Annotated in this window: 16 protein-coding genes; 9 read left to right on the plus strand and 7 right to left on the minus strand. The window is 64.8% G+C overall.

The window, feature by feature from the left end; genetic code table 11:
* Window positions 1-42: 42 nt before the first annotated feature.
* Window positions 43-1,539: a lipopolysaccharide biosynthesis protein gene (locus LB569_RS00430; protein ID WP_224690649.1), complete on the minus strand. Its 1,497-nt coding sequence runs from the start codon at window positions 1,537-1,539 to the stop codon at window positions 43-45.
* Window positions 1,540-1,723: 184 nt separating this feature from the next.
* Between LB569_RS00430 and LB569_RS00435 the strand changes: the two genes are divergently transcribed.
* From LB569_RS00435 to LB569_RS00460, 6 genes are all read left to right on the plus strand, one after another.
* Entirely contained in the window at window positions 1,724-2,896 is a 1,173-nt protein-coding gene (locus tag LB569_RS00435) for a glycosyl transferase family 1 (RefSeq protein WP_224690650.1), read from the plus strand.
* A gap of 15 nt (window positions 2,897-2,911) precedes the next feature.
* A complete protein-coding gene (locus LB569_RS00440) occupies window positions 2,912-3,901 on the plus strand; it encodes a glycosyltransferase family 2 protein (protein WP_224690651.1) in 990 nt (329 codons plus the stop codon).
* Window positions 3,901-4,851: a glycosyltransferase gene (locus LB569_RS00445; protein WP_224690652.1), complete on the plus strand. Its 951-nt coding sequence runs from the start codon at window positions 3,901-3,903 to the stop codon at window positions 4,849-4,851. The genes LB569_RS00440 and LB569_RS00445 overlap by 1 nt, the downstream gene beginning before the upstream one ends.
* Window positions 4,841-5,809 carry a glycosyltransferase family 2 protein gene (locus LB569_RS00450; protein ID WP_224690653.1) on the plus strand — a complete coding sequence of 323 codons (969 nt, stop codon included), beginning with the start codon at window positions 4,841-4,843 and terminating at the stop codon, window positions 5,807-5,809. Before LB569_RS00445 ends, LB569_RS00450 begins: the two co-directional genes overlap by 11 nt.
* 74 nt (window positions 5,810-5,883) lie before the next feature.
* Window positions 5,884-6,780, plus strand: a complete 897-nt coding sequence (locus LB569_RS00455; protein WP_224690654.1) for a UTP--glucose-1-phosphate uridylyltransferase — start codon at window positions 5,884-5,886, stop codon at window positions 6,778-6,780.
* Between the two features lie 234 nt (window positions 6,781-7,014).
* Window positions 7,015-9,405, plus strand: coding sequence for a polysaccharide biosynthesis tyrosine autokinase (locus tag LB569_RS00460; protein ID WP_224690655.1), 2,391 nt, complete (start codon window positions 7,015-7,017; stop codon window positions 9,403-9,405).
* Between the two features lie 55 nt (window positions 9,406-9,460).
* On the opposite strand, the gene LB569_RS00465 is transcribed toward LB569_RS00460, so the two are convergent.
* Together LB569_RS00465 and LB569_RS00470 are read right to left on the minus strand one after the other, a co-directional pair.
* The gene (locus LB569_RS00465) at window positions 9,461-10,543 is read right to left on the minus strand and encodes an acyltransferase family protein (protein ID WP_224690656.1); all 1,083 of its coding nucleotides are present in this window, start codon (window positions 10,541-10,543) and stop codon (window positions 9,461-9,463) included.
* A 134-nt stretch (window positions 10,544-10,677) separates the two neighbouring features.
* The gene (locus LB569_RS00470) at window positions 10,678-12,585 is read right to left on the minus strand and encodes a propionyl-CoA synthetase (RefSeq protein WP_224690657.1); all 1,908 of its coding nucleotides are present in this window, start codon (window positions 12,583-12,585) and stop codon (window positions 10,678-10,680) included.
* Window positions 12,586-13,420: 835 nt separating this feature from the next.
* Here LB569_RS00470 and LB569_RS00475 point away from each other — a divergent pair.
* Genes LB569_RS00475 through LB569_RS00485 form a run of 3 tightly spaced genes read left to right on the plus strand, consistent with a single transcriptional unit; the run spans window position 13,421 to window position 15,139 of the window.
* Window positions 13,421-13,711 (plus strand): PqqD family protein, encoded by a 291-nt coding sequence (locus tag LB569_RS00475; RefSeq protein ID WP_224690658.1) that lies wholly within the window; start codon window positions 13,421-13,423, stop codon window positions 13,709-13,711.
* A gap of 13 nt (window positions 13,712-13,724) precedes the next feature.
* Window positions 13,725-14,159 (plus strand): lasso peptide biosynthesis B2 protein, encoded by a 435-nt coding sequence (locus tag LB569_RS00480; protein WP_224690659.1) that lies wholly within the window; start codon window positions 13,725-13,727, stop codon window positions 14,157-14,159.
* Window positions 14,156-15,139, plus strand: a complete 984-nt coding sequence (locus LB569_RS00485) for a serine kinase (RefSeq protein WP_224690660.1) — start codon at window positions 14,156-14,158, stop codon at window positions 15,137-15,139. Before LB569_RS00480 ends, LB569_RS00485 begins: the two co-directional genes overlap by 4 nt.
* Window positions 15,140-15,147: 8 nt before the next feature.
* On the opposite strand, the gene LB569_RS00490 is transcribed toward LB569_RS00485, so the two are convergent.
* The 4 genes from LB569_RS00490 to ptsP all read right to left on the minus strand — a co-directional run bounded on the left by LB569_RS00490 (window position 15,148) and on the right by ptsP (window position 19,273).
* Window positions 15,148-16,170, minus strand: coding sequence for a nucleotidyltransferase family protein (locus tag LB569_RS00490; RefSeq protein ID WP_224691107.1), 1,023 nt, complete (start codon window positions 16,168-16,170; stop codon window positions 15,148-15,150).
* 70 nt (window positions 16,171-16,240) lie between these two features.
* Entirely contained in the window at window positions 16,241-17,227 is a 987-nt protein-coding gene (dhaK, locus tag LB569_RS00495; protein WP_224690661.1) for a dihydroxyacetone kinase subunit DhaK, read from the minus strand.
* Window positions 17,228-17,266: 39 nt separating this feature from the next.
* On the minus strand, window positions 17,267-17,689 hold the full coding sequence (locus tag LB569_RS00500; protein ID WP_224690662.1) for a hypothetical protein: 423 nt from the start codon (window positions 17,687-17,689) through the stop codon (window positions 17,267-17,269).
* A gap of 9 nt (window positions 17,690-17,698) precedes the next feature.
* Entirely contained in the window at window positions 17,699-19,273 is a 1,575-nt protein-coding gene (gene ptsP / locus LB569_RS00505) for a phosphoenolpyruvate--protein phosphotransferase (protein WP_224690663.1), read from the minus strand.
* Window positions 19,274-19,310 lie beyond the last annotated feature (37 nt).

Genomic DNA, 19,310 nt, shown 5'->3' on the forward strand with positions numbered 1-19,310 from the left:
GATGCTCGGGTGGATATTGGGTAACGGTCGAAAGCGCCGAAATTATCGCGCCTCGCGCGGCGTCGCAGCCGGCGTTCTTGCCGGCAGCATTTTCAAGGCTTCCCACAAGGCTTCGCGGCCGGCCGGGAAGGCCATCGCGATGACGATCGTGATGGCGTAGGCCAGGACGGCGCCGCTGGCCAGGGCGACGACATGCTGCTGCGGCAGCATCGGCTTGACCAGCCAGACCGCGCCCAGCGCCAGATGCGCGCCAAGCACGAACGGCGTTGCCGCGTGCAGCACATGGCTGGCTTGCAGCGGTCCGCTCCTGCCGACATAGAGCCACAGGAAGGGCGTGCGCAGATACTCGCTGACCGCATAGGCGACCGCCACGCCGAGCGCGCCGTAAGGCAGGCCGAGCGCGAAGGCGAGCACCGACGTCACCGCCGTGACGATGCCCCAGCGCATGAAGTCGCCGGAGCGGCCCTGGCTGACGAAAAGCCATCCGGCGGGATTGTTGAGCGGCTGCAGCAGGCCGGCAAAGCCGAGCGCCAGGAAGATCGAGGCGCTGGCGCGCCATTGCTCGCCGAGCACGAAGGGAATGAGCACGTCGGACATGGCGGTGGCGAAGGCGACGCCGGGCAGCGCCACCAAAAGGATCAGCGGCATGACGCGCAGATAGGCGCTGCGATAGCGGTCCGGCTCGTCCTTCAGCCGCGACAGCGCCGGCACCATCACCTTCGACAGCGGATTGGTGATCTGGCTGAGCGGGAACAGGAGCAGCTTGTAGGCGCGGTCGTAGAGGCCGAGCTGCGCCTCGCCCCAATATTTGCCGATCAGGACATTGTCGAGGTTGCGGGCGAAGAAATTGGCGAAATTGAAGCCCGTGATGCCGGCACCGAAATTGATCAGCTCGCTGATGCCGGCGACCTTGCGCGGCATGCCTGGGCGCCAGCGCGAACTTGCCCAGTAGCAGAGCGTCGGCAGCACCGCGCCGGTCAGCGTGCCGGCAAACAGCGCCCAGTAGGAGCGGTCGATGAAGGTCCAGGCGATCGAAACCGCCAGCCCCGCGACGGCGCCGGCGACGTCGATGATCGCCAGGCGGCCGAACTGCATGCGGCGCGTCAGCAGCGCCAGGTGCTGCGCGCCCAGACCGTAAGCCAGGATCTGCAGCCCCAATGCCGCCACCAGGCCCGTGACGCGCGGCTCGCCGTAGAAGGCGGCGACCAGGGGTGCGGCGCCGGCGAGCACGCAGGCCAGCACCGCGCTGACGGCGACGTTGATCCAGAAGAGGTAGTTCACCTCCTCATGCCGGATGCCCGACTTCTGGATCGTCGCCTGGGTCAGGCCGAAATCCTGGAACAGGGCGATTAAGGCGAGCACCGGCGCGCACATGGCCACGACGCCGAAATCCTGCGGCGACAAGAGCCGCGACAAAACGATGACCGATATGATCTGGGTCGCGACCCGCACCGATTGCGACAGAGCGGTCACGACGGCGCCGCGGCCGACCGATTTGCGCAAGGAGCCTTCTGGCGGATCGAATGGATTGGCTTCCAAATTCAGGATTCCTGATCTTTGCGCGGATTCCGGAGCCCGAAATCCACAACCGCCGCCGACCACAAACTACGGCAATAATTTTGCAGTGCAACAGAAAACGTCGATCGTCGCGCCAAAAATGTTGCGATGCAGCAAGAGCTGTACTAGGCTTCCCCTGGGTGGGTCAAACAGCGGTCGAGTTTTCATGCTGCATGTCTTGTACCTGGTGCACGATGTTTCCGATCCGGCGGTTCGCCGGCGGATCACGATGCTCCGGACAGGTGGCGCGCGGGTCACCCTGGCGGGCTTTCGCCGCACCGCCACCCCGATCGCCGATATCGAAGGATTGCGGCCGATAGACCTTGGCGCGACGCGCGATGGCCGATTCGCCCAGCGCCTGGCGGCCGTTGCGAAAGCGGCGGTTTCGATAGGTTCGAAGCTGGGCGGCATGCCGAAGCCCGATCTCATCATAGCACGCAATCTGGAAATGCTGGCGCTGGCCCGCCGCGCCCGGTCGGCCTTCGGCGCCACGGTGCCGATCGTCTATGAATGCCTCGACATTCACCGCCTGGTGCTTCGCGACGATGTCCTGGGCAAGGCGCTACGCGCCAGCGAGCGTCATCTGGCGCGGGACGTGAAATTGCTGGTGACCAGTTCGCCCGCCTTCATCGCCAACTATTTCAAACCCTTCCGCCAGGTCGCGGCACCGGTCGAACTGGTCGAGAACAAATATTTCGAGGCGGCGGCCATTCTGCCTGGCGAGCGTGAGGCGATGGAAGCACCTGTCGCCCCGCCATGGCGGATCGGCTGGTTCGGGGCGTTGCGTTGCCGCCGCTCGCTCGAACTGTTGGCCGGTTTCACGCGCCGCATGGAGGGCCGGTTCGAGATCGTGCTGCGCGGCCGCCCCGCATTGTCCGAATTCCCGGATTTCCATAGCTTCGTCGATGCCGAACCGTATTTGTCGTTTCGCGGGCCCTACCGCAACCCGGAGGACATGGCGGCGATCTACCAGGACGTCCATTTTTCCTGGGCGATCGATTTCTTCGAGGAGGGGCAGAACTCCGAATGGCTGCTGCCCAACCGCCTCTATGAAGGCTGCCGCTTCGGCGCGGTGCCGATCTCGATGGACAACACCGAGACCGGACGGTTCCTGCGGCAGCGCGATATCGGCGTTCTGTTGCCGCAGGCCACGCCCGAGGCGCTCGAAACCGCGCTAGGCGGCATGGAACAGCACCGCTTCGCCAGGCTGAAGGCGCGCGTGCTGGCCCACAATCCGAGGATGTGGAGCTACGATCGCGGGGACTGCAGCGCCCTGGTCGAAAAACTGCGCCACCTGACCACCGTGCGCGAGCCGCTCGTGACCGAGGCCCTGGCATAGGATGAACATCGCCCGATGACGCAAGCGCATGCCTCCAGCCTGATCGTGATCCCCTGTCTCAACGAGGCAACCCATATCGGTGCGCTGCTCGACCAACTCTGCCCGGCGGCGGCACGGCTTGGCGCGCGGATCGTCGTTGCCGATGGCGGCAGCACCGACGGCACGCTGGCCATTGTCGGTGAGCGTCAGAACAACGATCCGCGCATCATCCTGCTTCACAATGAAAAGCGCATCCAGAGCGCGGCGATCAACCTGGCGGTGGCCAGATTTGGCGAGGGCGCCCACTATCTGATCCGTATCGATGCCCATGGCGGCTATCCCGACGACTACTGCGACCGGCTGGTCGAGGAGGCGCAGGCCACCGGCGCCGATTCGGTCGTGGTGTCGATGCTGACCAGCGGCAGCGGCACCGTGCAGAAAGCGGCGGCGGCGGCGCAGAACTCCAAGCTCGGCACCGGCGGCTCCAAGCATCGCCACCTCTCCGCCGGGGAGTGGGTCGACCACGGCCATCACGCGCTGATGCGGATTTCGGCCTTCCAGGCCGTCGGCGGCTACGATGAGACGTTCAGCCACAACGAGGATGCCGAACTCGACTATCGGCTGAGGCAGGCCGGCTACAGGATCTGGATGAGCGGCAGGACGCAGATGGTCTATTATCCGCGCACTTCGCTGCGCGGCCTCTATTTCCAGTATCTCGGCTATGGCCGCGGCCGGGCCAAGAATGTGCTGAAACACCGTGTGATCCCGAAGGTTCGGCAGATGGTGCCGCTGGCCGTCTTCCCCGTGGTTCTTCTGGCGGCTTTCTCCTTCGTGCACTGGATCGCGGCGCTGCCGCTGCTGCTGTGGGCGGCGGTGTGCCTGGGCTACGGCGTGGTAACGGCCATCAGCCAGCGCAATGCCGACATCGCGCTTGCGGGCGTTTCGGCGATGGTCATGCATTTCGGCTGGTCCGTCGGCTTCTGGCTGCAGCTTCTCGGCCTTAACGCGCGGCGGAGGGCGGCGTGATGGCGGTTCAGGCCGGGAATCGCGGCATCGACATCGGCGTGTGCACGTTCCGGCGGCCGGAACTCGCCGACACGCTGCGCTCGCTCGCCGCCATGGAGATGCCCCGAGGATTCGATACCAGCGTCATTGTCGCCGACAATGACGACACGCCAAGCGCGCAGGCATTGGTGATGGCGCTGTCGCAAGAATTGAAGCTGCCGCTCCGGTACCGGCATTGTCCGGCGCGCAACATCTCGATCGCCCGCAACGCTTGCCTCGATGCAAGCGAGGCGGAATTCCTGGCCTTCATCGATGACGACGAGACCGCCACCGCCCGCTGGCTCGCCGAACTGGTGGCGACAGCCGAGGAAAGCGGCGCCGCCGCGGTTCTCGGCCCGGTGCGTGCGCTCTATCGCCCGGATGCGCCGGACTGGATGCGCCGTGGTGATTTCCATTCGACCTTGCCAGTCCGCGTGGGTGGCGAAATCCGCACCGGCTACACCTGCAACGTCCTCTTGCGCATGGGATCGGACAGCCTGCGCGACCGCCGCTTCAGCCTGGCGCGCGGCCAGACCGGCGGCGAGGACACCGAATTCTTCGACCAGATGCACAAGGCAGGCGGCCGGATCGCCTTTGCGCCGGAGGCATGGGTGGACGAGGCCGTACCACGGGCCAGGGCCGCGTTCGACTGGCTCAGCCGCCGTCGCTTCCGGGTCGGCCAGACGCATGGCCGTCTGCTCGGCCAGAACACCGGTGGCATCGGTCTGGTCAAGCAGCTAGGCCTTGCCTCGGCCAAGGCGCTCTACTGCTTTGCCGCCGCCCTTCCTGTTCTTGTCAGCCCCGTGCGCAGGAACCGCTCCGTACTGCGCGGCATCATGCATGTCGGCGTCGTCAGCGGCCTTGTCGGCATCCGCGAACTGCGCCTCTACGGCCAGCCTTCACCAGGGGAAGGAGGCAAGCGTGCGGCCTGATCCCTCCTTTGTCCCCGATGTTTCTTTCGTGATTGCCGCCTACAACGCCGAAGCGACCCTTGATCGGGCGATCGCCAGCGCCATCGCCCAGAAAGATGTCAGCGTCGAGGTCATCGTCGTCGACGACAAGTCGCGCGACGCCACGCTCGACGTGGCGCGGGCCTATCCCGAGCATATCGTGAGTGTCGTGGCCCTGGAAAAAAACAGGGGTCCCGGCGGCGCCAGGAATGCCGGGCTCGACGCCGCCCGTGGCAGATGGATCGCGGTTCTCGATTCCGACGACGCCGTCTTTCCCGGCCGCATCGCCGCCATGATCGATCGCGCCGAGCGGGCGGATGCCCAGATCGCCGTCGACAATCTCCAGGTCGTCCGTGAGGACGGCGTGGTCGAGGACGCGATGTTCCCGCGCCAATATCTGGAAGACCTGCGCGAGATCTCGCTGGCCACCTACATCGCCGGCAACGTCGTCTTCGAATCGAAGTTCAATCTCGGCTACCTCAAGCCGATCTTCCTGCGCCGTTTCCTTGATGAAAACCGGCTGCGCTACGACGAGAAACTGAGGATCGGCGAGGACTACATCTTGTTTGCCGAAGCCTTGGCCATGGGCGGCAGATGCGTGGTCGAGCCTGATGTCGGCTATGCCTATCATATCCGCAGCGGTTCCATCTCGCGCGTGCTCGAGCCTCATCATGTCGAGGCGATGCGCAAGGCGGATGCCGAATTCGCTCAAACCCATCGGATGGACGAGGCCGCCCAGGCAGCCTTCGCCCGGCGCGGCCGCAGCCTGCGCAAGGCGGCGTCGTTCCTGGCGATGGTCCAGCACATCAAGGCGCGGTCCCCGCTCAAGGCGATCCGGACGGCGCTCAGCGACCCTGCGGCGGTCAGGCATATGGGCATGCCGATCGCCGTGCGGTTGCGAAGAGTAGCGGCACAGTTTGCCGTGGGGGTGGGGAGGTGAAGATGCAGGCACATGGAGGGATTTTTCGTGGCTTGTGAATGGACTGTAGTCGATCTCCTCAGAAGGAATTTGCGATGAAGAAAATCAGGAAGGCCGTGATACCGGTGGCGGGGCTTGGAACACGGTTCCTGCCGGCGACCAAGTCGATGCCGAAGGAAATGCTTCCCGTCGTCGACAGGCCCGTCGTGCAATATGCGGTGGACGAGGCCTTCGAGGCCGGCATCGAGCACATCGTCTTCGTCACCGGCCGCAACAAGGCGGTCATCGAGGACTATTTCGACCTGCATCCGGAATTGATCGGAACCCTGGAGCAAACCGGCAAGAAGACCCAGCTGGAGGCGCTCGAAAGCATGCTGCCGGTGGCCGGCGCCACCTCCTTCATCCGCCAGCAGTCGCCGCAAGGCCTCGGCCATGCCGTCTGGTGCGCCCGCGAGGTGATCGGCAACGAGCCCTTCGCCCTGCTTTTGCCTGACATGGTCTCCTTCGGCGGACGCGGATGCCTGGCCGAGATCACCGACCTCTATGCGCAGACCGACGGCAACGTCATCGCCGTCGAGCGCTGCGAGCCGAGCGAGACCAATAAATATGGCATCGTCGGCCGTGGCGCCGACATTGGCGGCGGCTTCGAGGTGACGGCCATGGTCGAAAAGCCGGCACCGGCCAACGCGCCGTCGAACTTCTACATCAACGGCCGCTATATCCTGCAGCCCGAGATATTCCAGCTTCTGGGCAACCAGCAGCGTGGCGCGGGGGGCGAGATCCAACTGACAGACGCCATGGTCCGCCTGTCGAAGGACCAGCCGTTCTTCGCCCAGCCTTTCAAGGGCCGCATGTTCGACTGCGGCTCGAAGGAGGGCTTCATCCAGGCCAACATCGCCTTCGCGCTTGCCCGCGACGACATGAAGGGCCCCGTCTTCGAGATGCTTCAGGAGTTCGTCCAGTCGCATGAACGCCAGGAAGAAGCCGCATAATGCCCATCTTTCGGGAGTATTGCCGGATGGCTGGCGGCGAGGGGCCGACAGGCCCCGCCGTCTGGCACGAAGCTTGCGTTGCCTCGGGGCAATACTCCCGATCTTCGAGGCGCCTGGGAGCCAAGGCATGATCCCGAAACGCGGAATGCGTTTTTAAGAAAAGATCGTGCTCAAACAGTGAGATAGAGCCATACCGACCACCGGAATGGAACCCACTCTAGAATTGGACCGAAGATGAATTACGCCAACTTTCCTCTCGACAAGAGGATGCCATTGCCGAATTCGGACGCAGGAGACGGCGACGACTTCATCGACGTCGAGCGGCTGCTTGGCATGGCCGCGCGGCAAGCCAAGGTCGTTGGCGTGTGCGCCATCATCGGTCTTTTCCTGGGCATGCTCTATCTGCAGACCACGCCGCCCAAATACGTCTCGATCTCCAGCGTGCTGATCGACGAGGGCCTGAACAAGATCGTCGACGACATCTCGGCGGCGTCCACGACCATGCAGACCGATTCGGCGATCCTGAGCCAGATCGAGATCCTGACCTCGACGCGGCTCGCCGCCGTGGTCGTCGACAAACTCAAGCTCGACCAGAACGATACGTTCATGAACCCGCCGCAGTCGGCCCTTGCCCAGGGCGTCGGCATGGTCCGGGGCCTGATCCAGTATGTTCGTCCGAGCAGCCCGGTCATGCCGGGTGTCGGCGACGTCTCCAAGCTCGACCCCGCCGCGCGCGATGCGCTGATCGCCGCGTCGCGCCGCGACTATGCCATCCTCAAGCTGCAGAACGAGATCCGGGCCGACCGCGTCGGGCGAAGCTACGTCATCGCGCTTGGCTACCAGGCGACTGATCCGGCGCTGGCGAAGGCCATCACCAAGGCCTATGCCGACGCCTATCTCGCCGACCAGCTCGATGCCAGCTTCGACGCCACCGAGCGCGCGGCGGTCTGGCTCCAGGGCCGGTTGACGGAGTTGCGTGAGAGTTCGCAGCAGGCATCGCTGGCGGTCGAGAAATTCAGGGCCGAACACGGCCTGTCCGCCAACAGCGACGGACAATTGATGAGCGACAAGCAACTCGCCGACCTGAATGCCCAGCTCATCGTGGCGCAGGCCGATACCGCGCGGGCCAGCGCCCGCTACCAGCAATACAAATCGATCGTCGACAGCGGCTCGGAAAACGCGTTCAAGGATGCCGCCATATCGAGCGACCAGCCAAGCAGCTCGGTCATTGCGGCGCTCAAGACCCGCTACCTTGCGGTTTCCAAACGGCAGCAGGATGTCGAGGCGAATTTCGGCCCCCAGCATCCGCAGGCGGTGGCGCTCGCCAAGGAGAAGGCCGACATATCGGCGCAGATCTTCGGCGAACTGAAGCAGCTGACCGAAAGCTACCGCAACGAGTATGAGGTGGCGCTGGCGCGCGAAACCGCGCTCAGGGCCAATGTCGCCGCCGCGCAGGGCAAGAGCTCCATCGACAACCAGTCACAGGTCCAGTTGCGTGATCTCGATCAGAAGGCGACGGCACTCTCCACGCTCTACCAGACGTTCCTCGGACGTTACGAGGAAGCCGCCCAGCAGCAGTCCTTCCCGGTCGGCAAGATCCGCATCATCTCGGATGCGTCGACGCCGCTCGCCGCCTCGAGCCCGCGCACCATCATCGTGCTCGGTCTTTCGCTGGTGCTCGGCGTGCTGATGGGCGTCGGCTTCGGCGGCCTCAACGAGTTCAACGAGCGGTTCTTCAGGACCGGCGAGGAAGTGCGCGACCGCGTCGGCCTCAAATTCCTCGGCTACCTGCCGACCATCGGCAGCAAACCGACCAAGGACGACAAGCCGTCCGAAGGGCCGGCGGATGCCAAGGTCGCCAAAACGCCCGCCGCCATCGAAAGGCGCGCGCGAATGCGCGTCAGCATCGACGCTCCGGCATCGATGTTCTCCGAAACGTTGCGCAGCGCCAAGATCGCCTTCGACGTCGTGATGGAAGGGCAAGGCAGCCGTGTCATCGGTGTGATCTCGGTTCTGCCCGGCGAGGGCAAGTCGACGGTCGCGGCCAATCTCGCCGGGCTGCTCGCCGCCAATGGCGCCAGGACCCTGCTCATCGACGGCGACATGCGCAACCCGGGCCTCAGCCGCAGCCTTGGCATGGAAGCCGAGCAAGGGTTGATGGAAGCGGTGGTGGGCGGCCAGACCTGGCAGTCCGTCGGCAAGATCGACAGGCAGACCAAGCTCGCCATCATTCCGGCAGTGTCGCGCGGACATTTCTCGCATACCAGCGAGCTTCTCTCCTCGGCCGGCATGCGCCGCTTCATCGAGAACGCCAAGGAGACGTTCGAATACATCGTTGTCGACCTGCCGCCGCTCGGGCCGGTGGTCGACGCCAAGGCCTTCGCGCCGCTCGTCGACGGCTTCGTGCTCGTCACCGAATGGGGCCGCACGCCGCGCGCCATGGTGCGCTCGATGCTGGAATCCGAACCCTATGTCGCCAACAAGATCGTCGGCGCGGTGTTGAACAAGGTCGATCTGAAGAAGCTGGCCAAATACGGATCGTTCGGCGCGTCGGAGAAATTCTTCGACAAGTACTCGAGCTACTATCTCGACAAGTCGGAAGTGCGGGCGAAGACAGGGGTCTGATATCGGACGCTATATCAGGCCAGCCGCGTTTGATCGCGGCTGGAGATTGCGTTGCCTACGCAGTCCTGAGCCGATAACGGAACACCGTATGGTCGAGCAGCCGCCGGATACGCGGCTCGGCCTCGGTCGCCACCAGCCAGCTTGCCGCGATCATGGTCGCGGCGACCATTGCCATCGACAGGAGATATGGCAGCCCGACGCGCACCATGGCGCCCAGCATCGCCGCGCCGATGACATCGTGGATCAAATAGAGCGGGTAGGTCATCAGGCCGATCCGGCGCCAGCCGCTCCAGCTGAGGTCGAGCCTGAGCGACCACGCCATCAGTGCGATGGCCACGAGAAAGATCAGGATCGGCGGGGCGTAGGGCATCACGGCTCCGACCTTGATACCGTGGACGTCGACGGAGCTGGCGATCTGCAGCACGCCGCCGCCGAGGAACAGCAGGCAGAAGCCAAGGCGAGGGGCGGTCACCGACTTGAACCGCATCAGCCAGATGAGTACGCCGACGGCGAAGAATGCGCCGTGATGCACCAGGATGAGCTGCAGCCAGCGCGTCTCGGCGAAATCGGACCAGCCGAGCGGATAATAGAGGCACCAGAACAGCGTGCTGATCAAGCCGATGACGATGGCCACCGTCTCCATCAGATGGAAGCGGCCGAGCCGCAGCAGGACCCAGACGATGGCGTAGAAGGCGATCTCGATGCCGAGCGTCCAGTAGACGCTGTCCACCCACGGACCGTAGGGCGCGAACAGCGCCGTTCGGGCGAGCCTGACCACCGCATCGGTCGGCCAGCTCAGGCCGATCAGCAGCAACAGCGCCGCGGTGATCGGCGCGCAGATCCAGACCGCCGGCGCCAGCCTTTTGACCCTTGCCTCGAAGAAGCGCAGCGGCGTCGAATTCTCGGCGCTGAAGGCAATGACGAAACCGCTGATGACGAAGAAGATCTCGACGCCGACCCAGCCGGACCCGACCCAGGCGCCGATGCCGGGCTGCGCCGGAACGCCGCCCGTGGCCTGCGCCGAGATGCCGTCGGGATAGGCCCACACCCAGAAGCCGTAGTGGTAGATCATGACCAGCACGGCGGCGAGAAACCGCAGGATGTCGATGCCACCGAACGTCGTCTTTTGCTGAGCCATGCGATCCTGTCGAATGGCCCCCCGCGCGAACTGTAAGGCGGAATGCTGCATTGCACAATCAACGATTGTGCCGCGCGGCCATCACAAAGTTCGCCGCGCCGCAACATCCGGGACGGCACGCGTCGCCAGTCGGATCAAATCCCGATCCCGCGCGCTTTCATGGCGGCGGTGATCTCGTCGATGATGGCCGGGTCGTCGATGGTCGCCGGCATCGTCCATTCTTCCTTGTCGGCGATCTTCTGCATGGTGCCGCGCAGGATCTTGCCGGACCGTGTCTTCGGAAGCCGTTTGATCGTCACAACGGTCTTGAAGGCGGCGACCGGACCGATACGTTCCCGCACCAGCGCGACGACCTCCTGCTCGATGGCGCCGCCATCGCGCGCGACACCGGCGTTCAGCACCACGAAGCCGAGCGGTATCTGGCCCTTCATCGCATCGGCGATGCCGACGACGGCGCATTCGGCGACATCGGGATGGGCGGCCAGCACCTCTTCCATGGCGCCGGTCGACAGCCGATGCCCGGCGACGTTGATGATGTCGTCGGTACGGGCCATGACGTAGAGATAGCCGTCCTCGTCGATCATGCCGGCATCGGCCGTCTTGTAGAAGCCGGGGAACTCGTCGAGGTAGGCTTGGCGGAAGCGATCGTCGGCATTCCACAGCGTTGGCAGGCAGCCGGCCGGCAGCGGCAGCTTGACCACGACATTGCCCAGCGTGCCGCGCGGCACCTCGTGGCCGGCATCGTCGAGCACGCGGATGTCGTAGCCCGGCATCGGCACCCCGGGCGAGCCGTATTTCACCGGCAGCAGGCCGAGTCCGGCGGGGTTGATCGTCATCGGCGAGCCGGTCTCGGTCTGCCACCAGTGATCAACCACCGGTACGTCGAGCTTCTGCTCCGCCCATTTGATGGTTTCGGGATCGGCGCGCTCGCCGGCGAGGAACAGCGTGCGGAATTTCGACAAATCGTATTTCGGTACGAATTCGCCCTTGGGGTCCTGCCCTTTGATGGCGCGGAAGGCGGTGGGCGCGGTGAACAACGCGACCACGCCATGCTCCGCGATCACCCGCCAGTAGGTTCCGGCGTCGGGCGTGCCGATCGGCTTGCCTTCGAAGAGCACGCTGGTGCAGCCATGCAGTAGCGGGCCGTAGACGATGTAGGAATGGCCGACCACCCAGCCGACATCGGATGCTGCCCAGAAGACTTCTCCCGGCTTGACGCCGAACTCGTTGTCCATCGTCCATTTCAGCGCGACCATGTGGCCGCCATTGTCGCGCACGATGCCCTTGGGCTGGCCGGTCGTGCCCGAGGTGTAGATGATGTAGAGCGGGTCGGTGGCCAGCACCGGCACGCAGTCGACATTGGCGCCGGCCGCCCGTTCGCGGGCGACGGCGTCGGCATAGTCGATGTCGAAATGGTCCTTCAAATCGCAGCGCAGCTGGTCGCGTTGCAGGATGAGGCAGGCCTCCGGTTTATGGCGGGACATCTCGATCGCTCTGTCGAGCAACGGCTTGTAAGCGACGATCCGCCCTGGTTCCAGGCCGCACGAGGCGGAGATGATCAGCTTGGGCCTGGCGTCGTCGATGCGGGTGGCAAGCTCATGCGAGGCAAAGCCGCCGAACACGACCGAATGCACGGCGCCGAGGCGGGCGCAGGCAAGCATGGCGATGGCCGCTTCCGCCACCATCGGCATGTAGATGATGACGCGGTCGCCCTTGGCGATGCCACGGTTCTTCAGCACCGAGGTCAGCGCCACCACTTCGCGTTTCAACTCGGCATAGGTGAACTTTTTCACGGTGCCGGTGATGGCACTGTCATGGATCAGGGCGATCTGGTCGGCCCGCCCGCCGGCGACATGCCGGTCGAGGGCGTTGTAGCAGGTGTTGCAGGTCGCGCCGGTGAACCAGCGGCCATAGACGCCGGCGGCGGCATCGAACACTTTGTCCCAGGGCGAATACCAGTCGATGGCCTCGGCAGCGTCGGCCCAGAACTTCTCCGGGTCGCGTTTCCAGCCGTCATAGACCTCATGATAGCGTGAAGCCATCCATATCCTCCCCAGGAACCACCTGCCGTCCTCGCCATAGCCTATGTTGTTTCCTCCTGACATGTCTCCCTGCATTTTCGTCTCAGTCGGCCGCGTCTTGTCGCGGAAATGGCTTTCGCCGACCCATGACGAAACGGGCATCTCGACCATCTGTTTCGATCAGGTCCCGGTGGGCCGGCACAGCCGATTGTTCGGCAAGCTTCAAAGACACCGGCAAGGCGTCCAAGCGCTTCAAGGTGACCAAGCGCTTCAAGGCAGGTCAGTTAAGGCTCTTGGCTTCCACCTGATGCTGCAGGGACAGGACTGCAAGCCTGCCGGAAAGCCGGCGTGCTGATGCGGCGCTTCAGCCAGGGCTTTGAAGGGGCGCGATCGCCGTGTCATCGCGGACAATCACGGTGAGCGACCGGCCGATAGCCGTCTAACGAACGGGATTCATTGGGCAAAAATTCGATCGCGCTAGATCGGCAAGGCCACAAGCATGAGGCCGACGCCGCCGAAGATCAAAATGGCCGTAGCCAGAACCTTTCGGTGACGTTCGAAAGTCGTCGGTGCCCGCTCCCAATTGTAACGCATACGCTATCTCCCCAAGACCCGGGGAGTTCTTACCTCACCTTAGGGAAGAAAAGCAACGGTCCTGTCCGTCGACGCGCTTGCCTGGAGCGTCGTTCCGACGACTATTTTCTGGGATGATTTCGGCGGTGGGTGGGTTTCGCGGAGTGATAGGAGTCTGTCGCGGACATGACCTTGCACCAGCCATCCCCCGGCCGGCCGATAGACAGCGCCCCACCGCCGCGCTATCTCATTTCGGGGTTTGCATGGCTTTTTGGGGTTCGTGATGGAAATTGCCTCTGGGACGGTTCTGCGGCTGGCGGACGATGCCTCGGTCCAGCATGTCGGCGACGGTGCGGTCGTGCTTTTGGCGCGCAGCGGCCAACTCTATACCTGCAACGGCACGACCGAAGCTTTTCTCGACAAGGTGGATGGCGCGCGCAGCCTCGGCCAGATCGTCGGCCTGCTTTGCGAGGAGTTCGAGGTCGACAAGGGCACGCTTGACGAGGACATGGCGGCGCTGGCGACCGAACTGGTCTCGGAAGGGATCCTGGCCGCGCCAGGGCTTGATGGCTGATGGTGCGTGCTTGATGGCGGATAGTTCTCTCCTGCGCGCCTTGTTTCGCTGCCATCTCTGGGCAAGCGCGCGGCTGATGCCGGTCCTCATTGCCAACCGCAGCTTCGAGGAGGTGCTGAAATGGGCGCCGCTCGCCTCGCCGACGCCCTATCGCGGCTTGCCAGCCGCCTACATTGTCGCTCGCGTCAACCGCACTGTCCGCCATCCCTGGCTGATGCGCGATCGCAGATGCCTGCGCGAAGGGCTGCTCGGCCACCGTTTCCTGCGCCTCGCCGGCTTCGACCCGGAGTTGCGCTTCGGCGTCGATCCGAAGTCGCTGCAGGCGTCGCGGCTGTCGGCGCATTGCTGGGTTTGCCTCGACGGCAGACCGGTGGTCAGCGACAGCCTTCCCGGCATGGTCGAGATTTATCGCCACCATGACCGTGACACCAAGGTACGCGCCGCTTGACCAGAGCTTGTGCGTTCTACGATCTCAATGGCCAAGTGCTCGGCATATCGGCCGAACGCGCCGAACTGTGGCTGGACTTCGACAGGATGCTCGCCAGCCTGCGCATCGAAGGTTCGCCCGAAGCGGATTTTCATCTCGACATCGCCGAAACCCAAGCGCTGGACGAGACACCAGACGGATCGCTGGTTTTCGAGGGCGAGATACCGGACGACGGCTATTGCCGGATGATCGCCGACGGCGCCAGCGTCCATCTCGTCTTGCCGGGACGCCAGACCGTCGAGATCAACGAGAAGGGGTGGGCGAGGCTTCGCATCGTACCCGACAGCAAGTCCGCCTGGACGCCGTCGATGCTGATGCTGGACGCCGCGCTCGACGCCGGCGGCCAGCACATGCTGCACACGGCGGGCCTGACCTTGCCGGGCCGCGACGCCGTCGTGCTGGTCCATGCCCCGAGCGGCACTGGCAAGACCACGACCTCGCTGGCCCTGGCAACGCAAGGTTTCGGCCTGTGCTCCGACGACGCCATGATCCTGGATGTCGCTGGCATCGCGCCCGTTGCCTGGGGTTTGCCGCGCCACGTCAAGATCCATGAGAAGACCGCGCGGATGATCCCGCAGGTGGCGCCATGTCTCGGGCCGTCCTGGGACCGCAATGGCGAACAGGCGGTTTCGCTGGAAAAGCTGGGCGGGATCGTGAAAATCGAAACCCCGACCGGCCGTCCGGTGGCCGCGCTCCTGCATCTCGCGCGATCCGCCGACGAAGAGACCCGGCTCGTGCCGATGGCCAGGACCGACGCGATGGTGGCGCTGGCGATGGACAATGTCCGAACCGGCGCGACCGGCCTGCTGCCGCTGCAGAAACGCCGGCTGGCGACGATCGGGAAGCTGGTCTCATCGGTGCCGACCTTTACGCTGGAAGTAGGCGCGCGCCCGGCCGATGCGGCGGCCCTGATCAGTGCTGCGTTGACATCACAGGATTGACGGCCCCTTCAAGCGGCGTATGGCCTGGCCTTGGCCAGCCGCTGGATCCAGCGAAAGGCATCGCGGCGCAGGCGCGAGCCGATCTTCTCCCTGGAATTGACCCTGAGCAGCGTGTTCGTCGTGATCAGCTTCTTGGCCAGCCGTATCGACAGGTCGGGCTTGATCCGTCCAGCGAGTTCGAGCGCGTGCGGTTCGTCGAACAGCCGGCCGGTCACGTTGAGCACGACAGCCAGTTCGAGTTCGATGCCGGTCATACGGGCAGCGTCGAGCAGGCGTTCCTCCGCTTTCGGCGACTGTAGCGCCCGCACGCCTTGCAACACGTCGACGCAAAGCTGCAACCGGTGGAATTTATGCCCCCCGGCCGCATGCACGATGGCGATCGTCAAAAGGGCCGCCGGCGTGTCCGTCGCCTCGCCGTCAATGATGCCCAGTTCGCGAAATCCCAGCGACAGGCGCCGCCGCATGCCGGTGTCGTGCACGAGGTCGCCATGCAGTTCGACCATCAGGCTGGAATTCTCCTTTTCCAGCCATTTGAACTCCTGCAGCTGGTAGGATTCGGCCTCGTTGCTGCCAAGCTCGAAGCCTGACGCCGCGATCACCTGGTTCGCCGGCGCGAGGTTGGCCGGCTCGACGAGGATGTCGATGTCGGTGAACGGCCGGTCCGAGACGTTGCGGTAGAGTTTTCGCGCGAAGACCGGGCCCTTGACGATCCGCGCCGGAATGCCTTGCGCCGCCATGCCCTTCATGATGCGGTCGCCATGATACTGCAGCAGCATCGATTGGCCGGTGGCGATCGTCGCCTTCTGGCGCAGGTCTTCGAGTTTGTCCTGCAAGCCGGCGTCCGGCGGCAGGTGCGCGTCGCCGCGCTCCCTGAGCTTGCGCAGCATGATCGGCAGGATGCCGTGGAATTCGGCATTGTCGAGCAGCGCCGACAGTGCCTTCGCAGACAAATTGTGCTCGACCGCCGCAGCCTCCGGATCGGCGTAGCGCAGCAGAAGTCTTTCTTCGGCGGAGGTGAGGGAGGGCAGCATCAATCCGGGCAAATCCATCGCTAAGTGGATTGCCCAGAATGGTTGCAGAAAAGGGCGACAGAAGCCAGTCTTACATGCCCCAGCGTAGCGCCGCCGTGTGGACAGGCGCATCCCACCAGCCCGTCAATTCCTCGTCGAGCAGGGTCAGTGTGATCGAGCAGCCGGCCATGTCGAGCGAGGTGACATAGGGACCGACCAGCGAGCGGGCAATCGTCACGCCATGCTGCTCGAAAATCCGGCGGGCGCTGTTGTACATCAGATAGAGCTCCATCAGCGGCGTGCCGCCGAAGCCGTTGACGAACAGCAGCGCGGGCCCTTTCGCCCTGTCGCCGAAATCGCCCAGGATGGCGGCGCAGATTTCCTGCGCGATCGCATCGGCGCTTTTCAGCCTGTCGCGGCGGCGGCCGGGCTCGCCATGGATGCCGACGCCGAATTCCATCTCGCCATCGCCGATGTCGAAGGTCGGCTTGCCGGCCGCCGGCACGGTGCCGCTGGTCAGCGCCACGCCCATCGAGCGGGTCGCGGCATTGACGCGGTCGCCCAGCGCCTTGAGCGGCTTCAGCGCCATGCCATGTTCAGCCGCCGCGCCGACGATCTTTTCCACCACCAGCGTGCCGGCGACGCCGCGCCGTCCGGTCGTATAGGACGAATTCTCGACGGCGACGTCGTCATTGGTCACCACTTGGAGGACGCCTTCCGACATTTCCGCCGCCATGTCGAAGTTCATCACGTCGCCCTCATAGTTCTTGACGATGAAAAGGCAGCCGGCGCCGGTGTCGACGGCTTGCGCGGCCGCCAGCATCTGGTCCGGCGTCGGCGAGGTGAACACCTGGCCGGGACAGGCGGCGTCCAGCATGCCATGGCCGACGAAGCCGCCATGCAGCGGCTCGTGGCCGGAGCCGCCGCCCGAGATCAGCGCCACCTTGCCCGGCTTGAGGGCCTTTCGGCAGAGGAATTTGTGCTCCTCGCCAAGAACCAGGATGTCGGCATGGGCGGCCACGAAACCGTCGAGGCTCTCGGTCAGCACCGTGTCCACCGAGTTCATGAATTTCTTCACGGCCGTCTCCTCCCGAAATAGCCTGGCATCAAGGGTCGATCAGCCACTCTTGCCGGTGATGCTGGTGACCTTCTGGATGAATTCGTTGATCGCTCGGTCAAGCGCCGCATTCTGCTTGTCATCGCCGAAATCCGGCACGATCAGCGAAACGTGCCTTGTCTTGCGCGCGCCCGCAGTGACCGAGATCTTTCCGGGATGTGCCTGGTGATAGGCGGCGAGAAACTGGTCGCGCTCGGCTGGGCTGAAATGGCAGACGGAAAAGATGGCGGGCAGATGCTTTGACGGGATCGGGATCGAATAGGCGGGGCTCGAAATCTGAGTGACGAAGCTGCGGTGCTTGCCGAGCGCGTCGGCCAGGCGCTGGCGCATGCCCGACGGGCGCTGGTCGATGACCTGCGACAGGATCGTCTTGTAGGCGCGGATCGCCTCGTCGGAGCTGGGCTCGGGTTTGATGTCGACCATGCCAGCCGCCTAGACCGGAACGTCCGCGATGGCCGCCTTGGCCATGGCGAGTTGCGCCGGCGCCACCGAGAGGTCGCGCAGACCGGCCTCGAGCAGCGATGGGATCGAGGCAGGATCGCCGCCGGCGTCGCCGCACAGGCTGACGGGAATCCCGTTCTCCCGTCCGAAGGCCGCGACCGAGCCGATCAACCGCAGGACGGCCGGATGGCGCACGGAGTTGAGATGCGCGACCGCTGCATTGTCGCGGGCCGCCGCCATTACATATTGCGTGAGGTCGTTGGAGCCGATCGACAGGAAGGCGACGCCGGCGAACGCCTCCGGCGCGATGGCCACCGAAGGCACCTCGACCATGATGCCAAGCGGCGGCATTTTGTGCGCGACACCGCGCGCGGCGAGCGCCGCCCGTTCCTCGGCGAACAGGGCGGCGGCGCGGTCATACTCTTCTGATGTGGCGATCATCGGAAACATGACCTTGAGATTGCCGTGTGGCGCGGCGCGCAGCAATGCTCGGATTTGAGTACGAAATATGTCCAGCCTGGCCAGCGACAGCCTGATGCCGCGCAGGCCGAGGAACGGATTGCCTTCCTCGACGGTGAAGCCCGACACCGGCTTGTCGCCGCCGGCATCGACGGTGCGGATCGTCACCGGTTTCTCGCCGGCCCACTCCAGCACCTTGCGATAGGCGCGATACTGCGTCTCCTCATCCGGCAGCGTCTTGCCGAACAGGAATTCGGTGCGCATCAGCCCGACACCGTCGCAGGTCGCAATGTCGATGGCGTCGACATCATGGGGGTCGGCGATGTTGACCTGCACGCGCACCGCGGTGCCGCGCTTCGTCGCCGCCGGCCGTGCCAGAAAGGCCCGCGCCTTGCCCTGTCGAGCCGCGAAGGAAGACGACGCCTGCCGGAACGAGCCGATCTCCACGGGCGAGGGCGCCAGAACGATGGTGCCATGCTCCGCGTCGAGCAGCGCCATGCCGGCACCAGCGGTGAGCGGCTCGCGCAAACCCACGACCATCGGCACCCCACGCGAGCGCGCCAGCATGGCGACATGGCTGGCAGTGCTGCCCGCCTTGAGCGCAATGCCGCCGCCTTGGCTCCAGTCGGTTTCGAGAAAGCGCGTCGGCGCGATGTCCACGCCGTGAAGGATGGCGCCGGCCGGTGGCGTGCTGTCACCGTCCTCGGTCAGGGCACGCAGCACCTGGTCCCTGATATCGCGCAGGTCCGTGGCGCGGGCGCGGAAATAATCCTGGTCCGAGGCCTCGTAGCCGGCGATCTCGGCATCGAGCGCCTGCCGCCAGGCCGCGTCGGCGGGTATTCCGGAAGCGATCGATGCGAAGGCCGGCCCGCTCAGCGCGTCGTCTTCCAGCATGGCGATGTGGAATTCGAGTATGCCGGCGGCATCGCTGTCGGCGGTCTCGACCATGGCCACGAGCCGGTTCACCGCTTTGCCGATCGCGGCCTCCAGCGACGTCTTCTCCTCGGCGGAGCTTGCCTTGCTCGCGTAAATGCCCTCGGGCCGGCCGAGGTCGAACAGAGGCCCTTCGGCATAGCCGGCCGAGGCCGGAACACCTTCAATGCGCATGGCCCGCATTCCTCGCGGGCCGACCAAGGCTTGCGTC

Source organism: Mesorhizobium sp. BH1-1-4 (assembly GCF_020165665.1).
Lineage (GTDB): Bacteria > Pseudomonadota > Alphaproteobacteria > Rhizobiales > Rhizobiaceae > Mesorhizobium.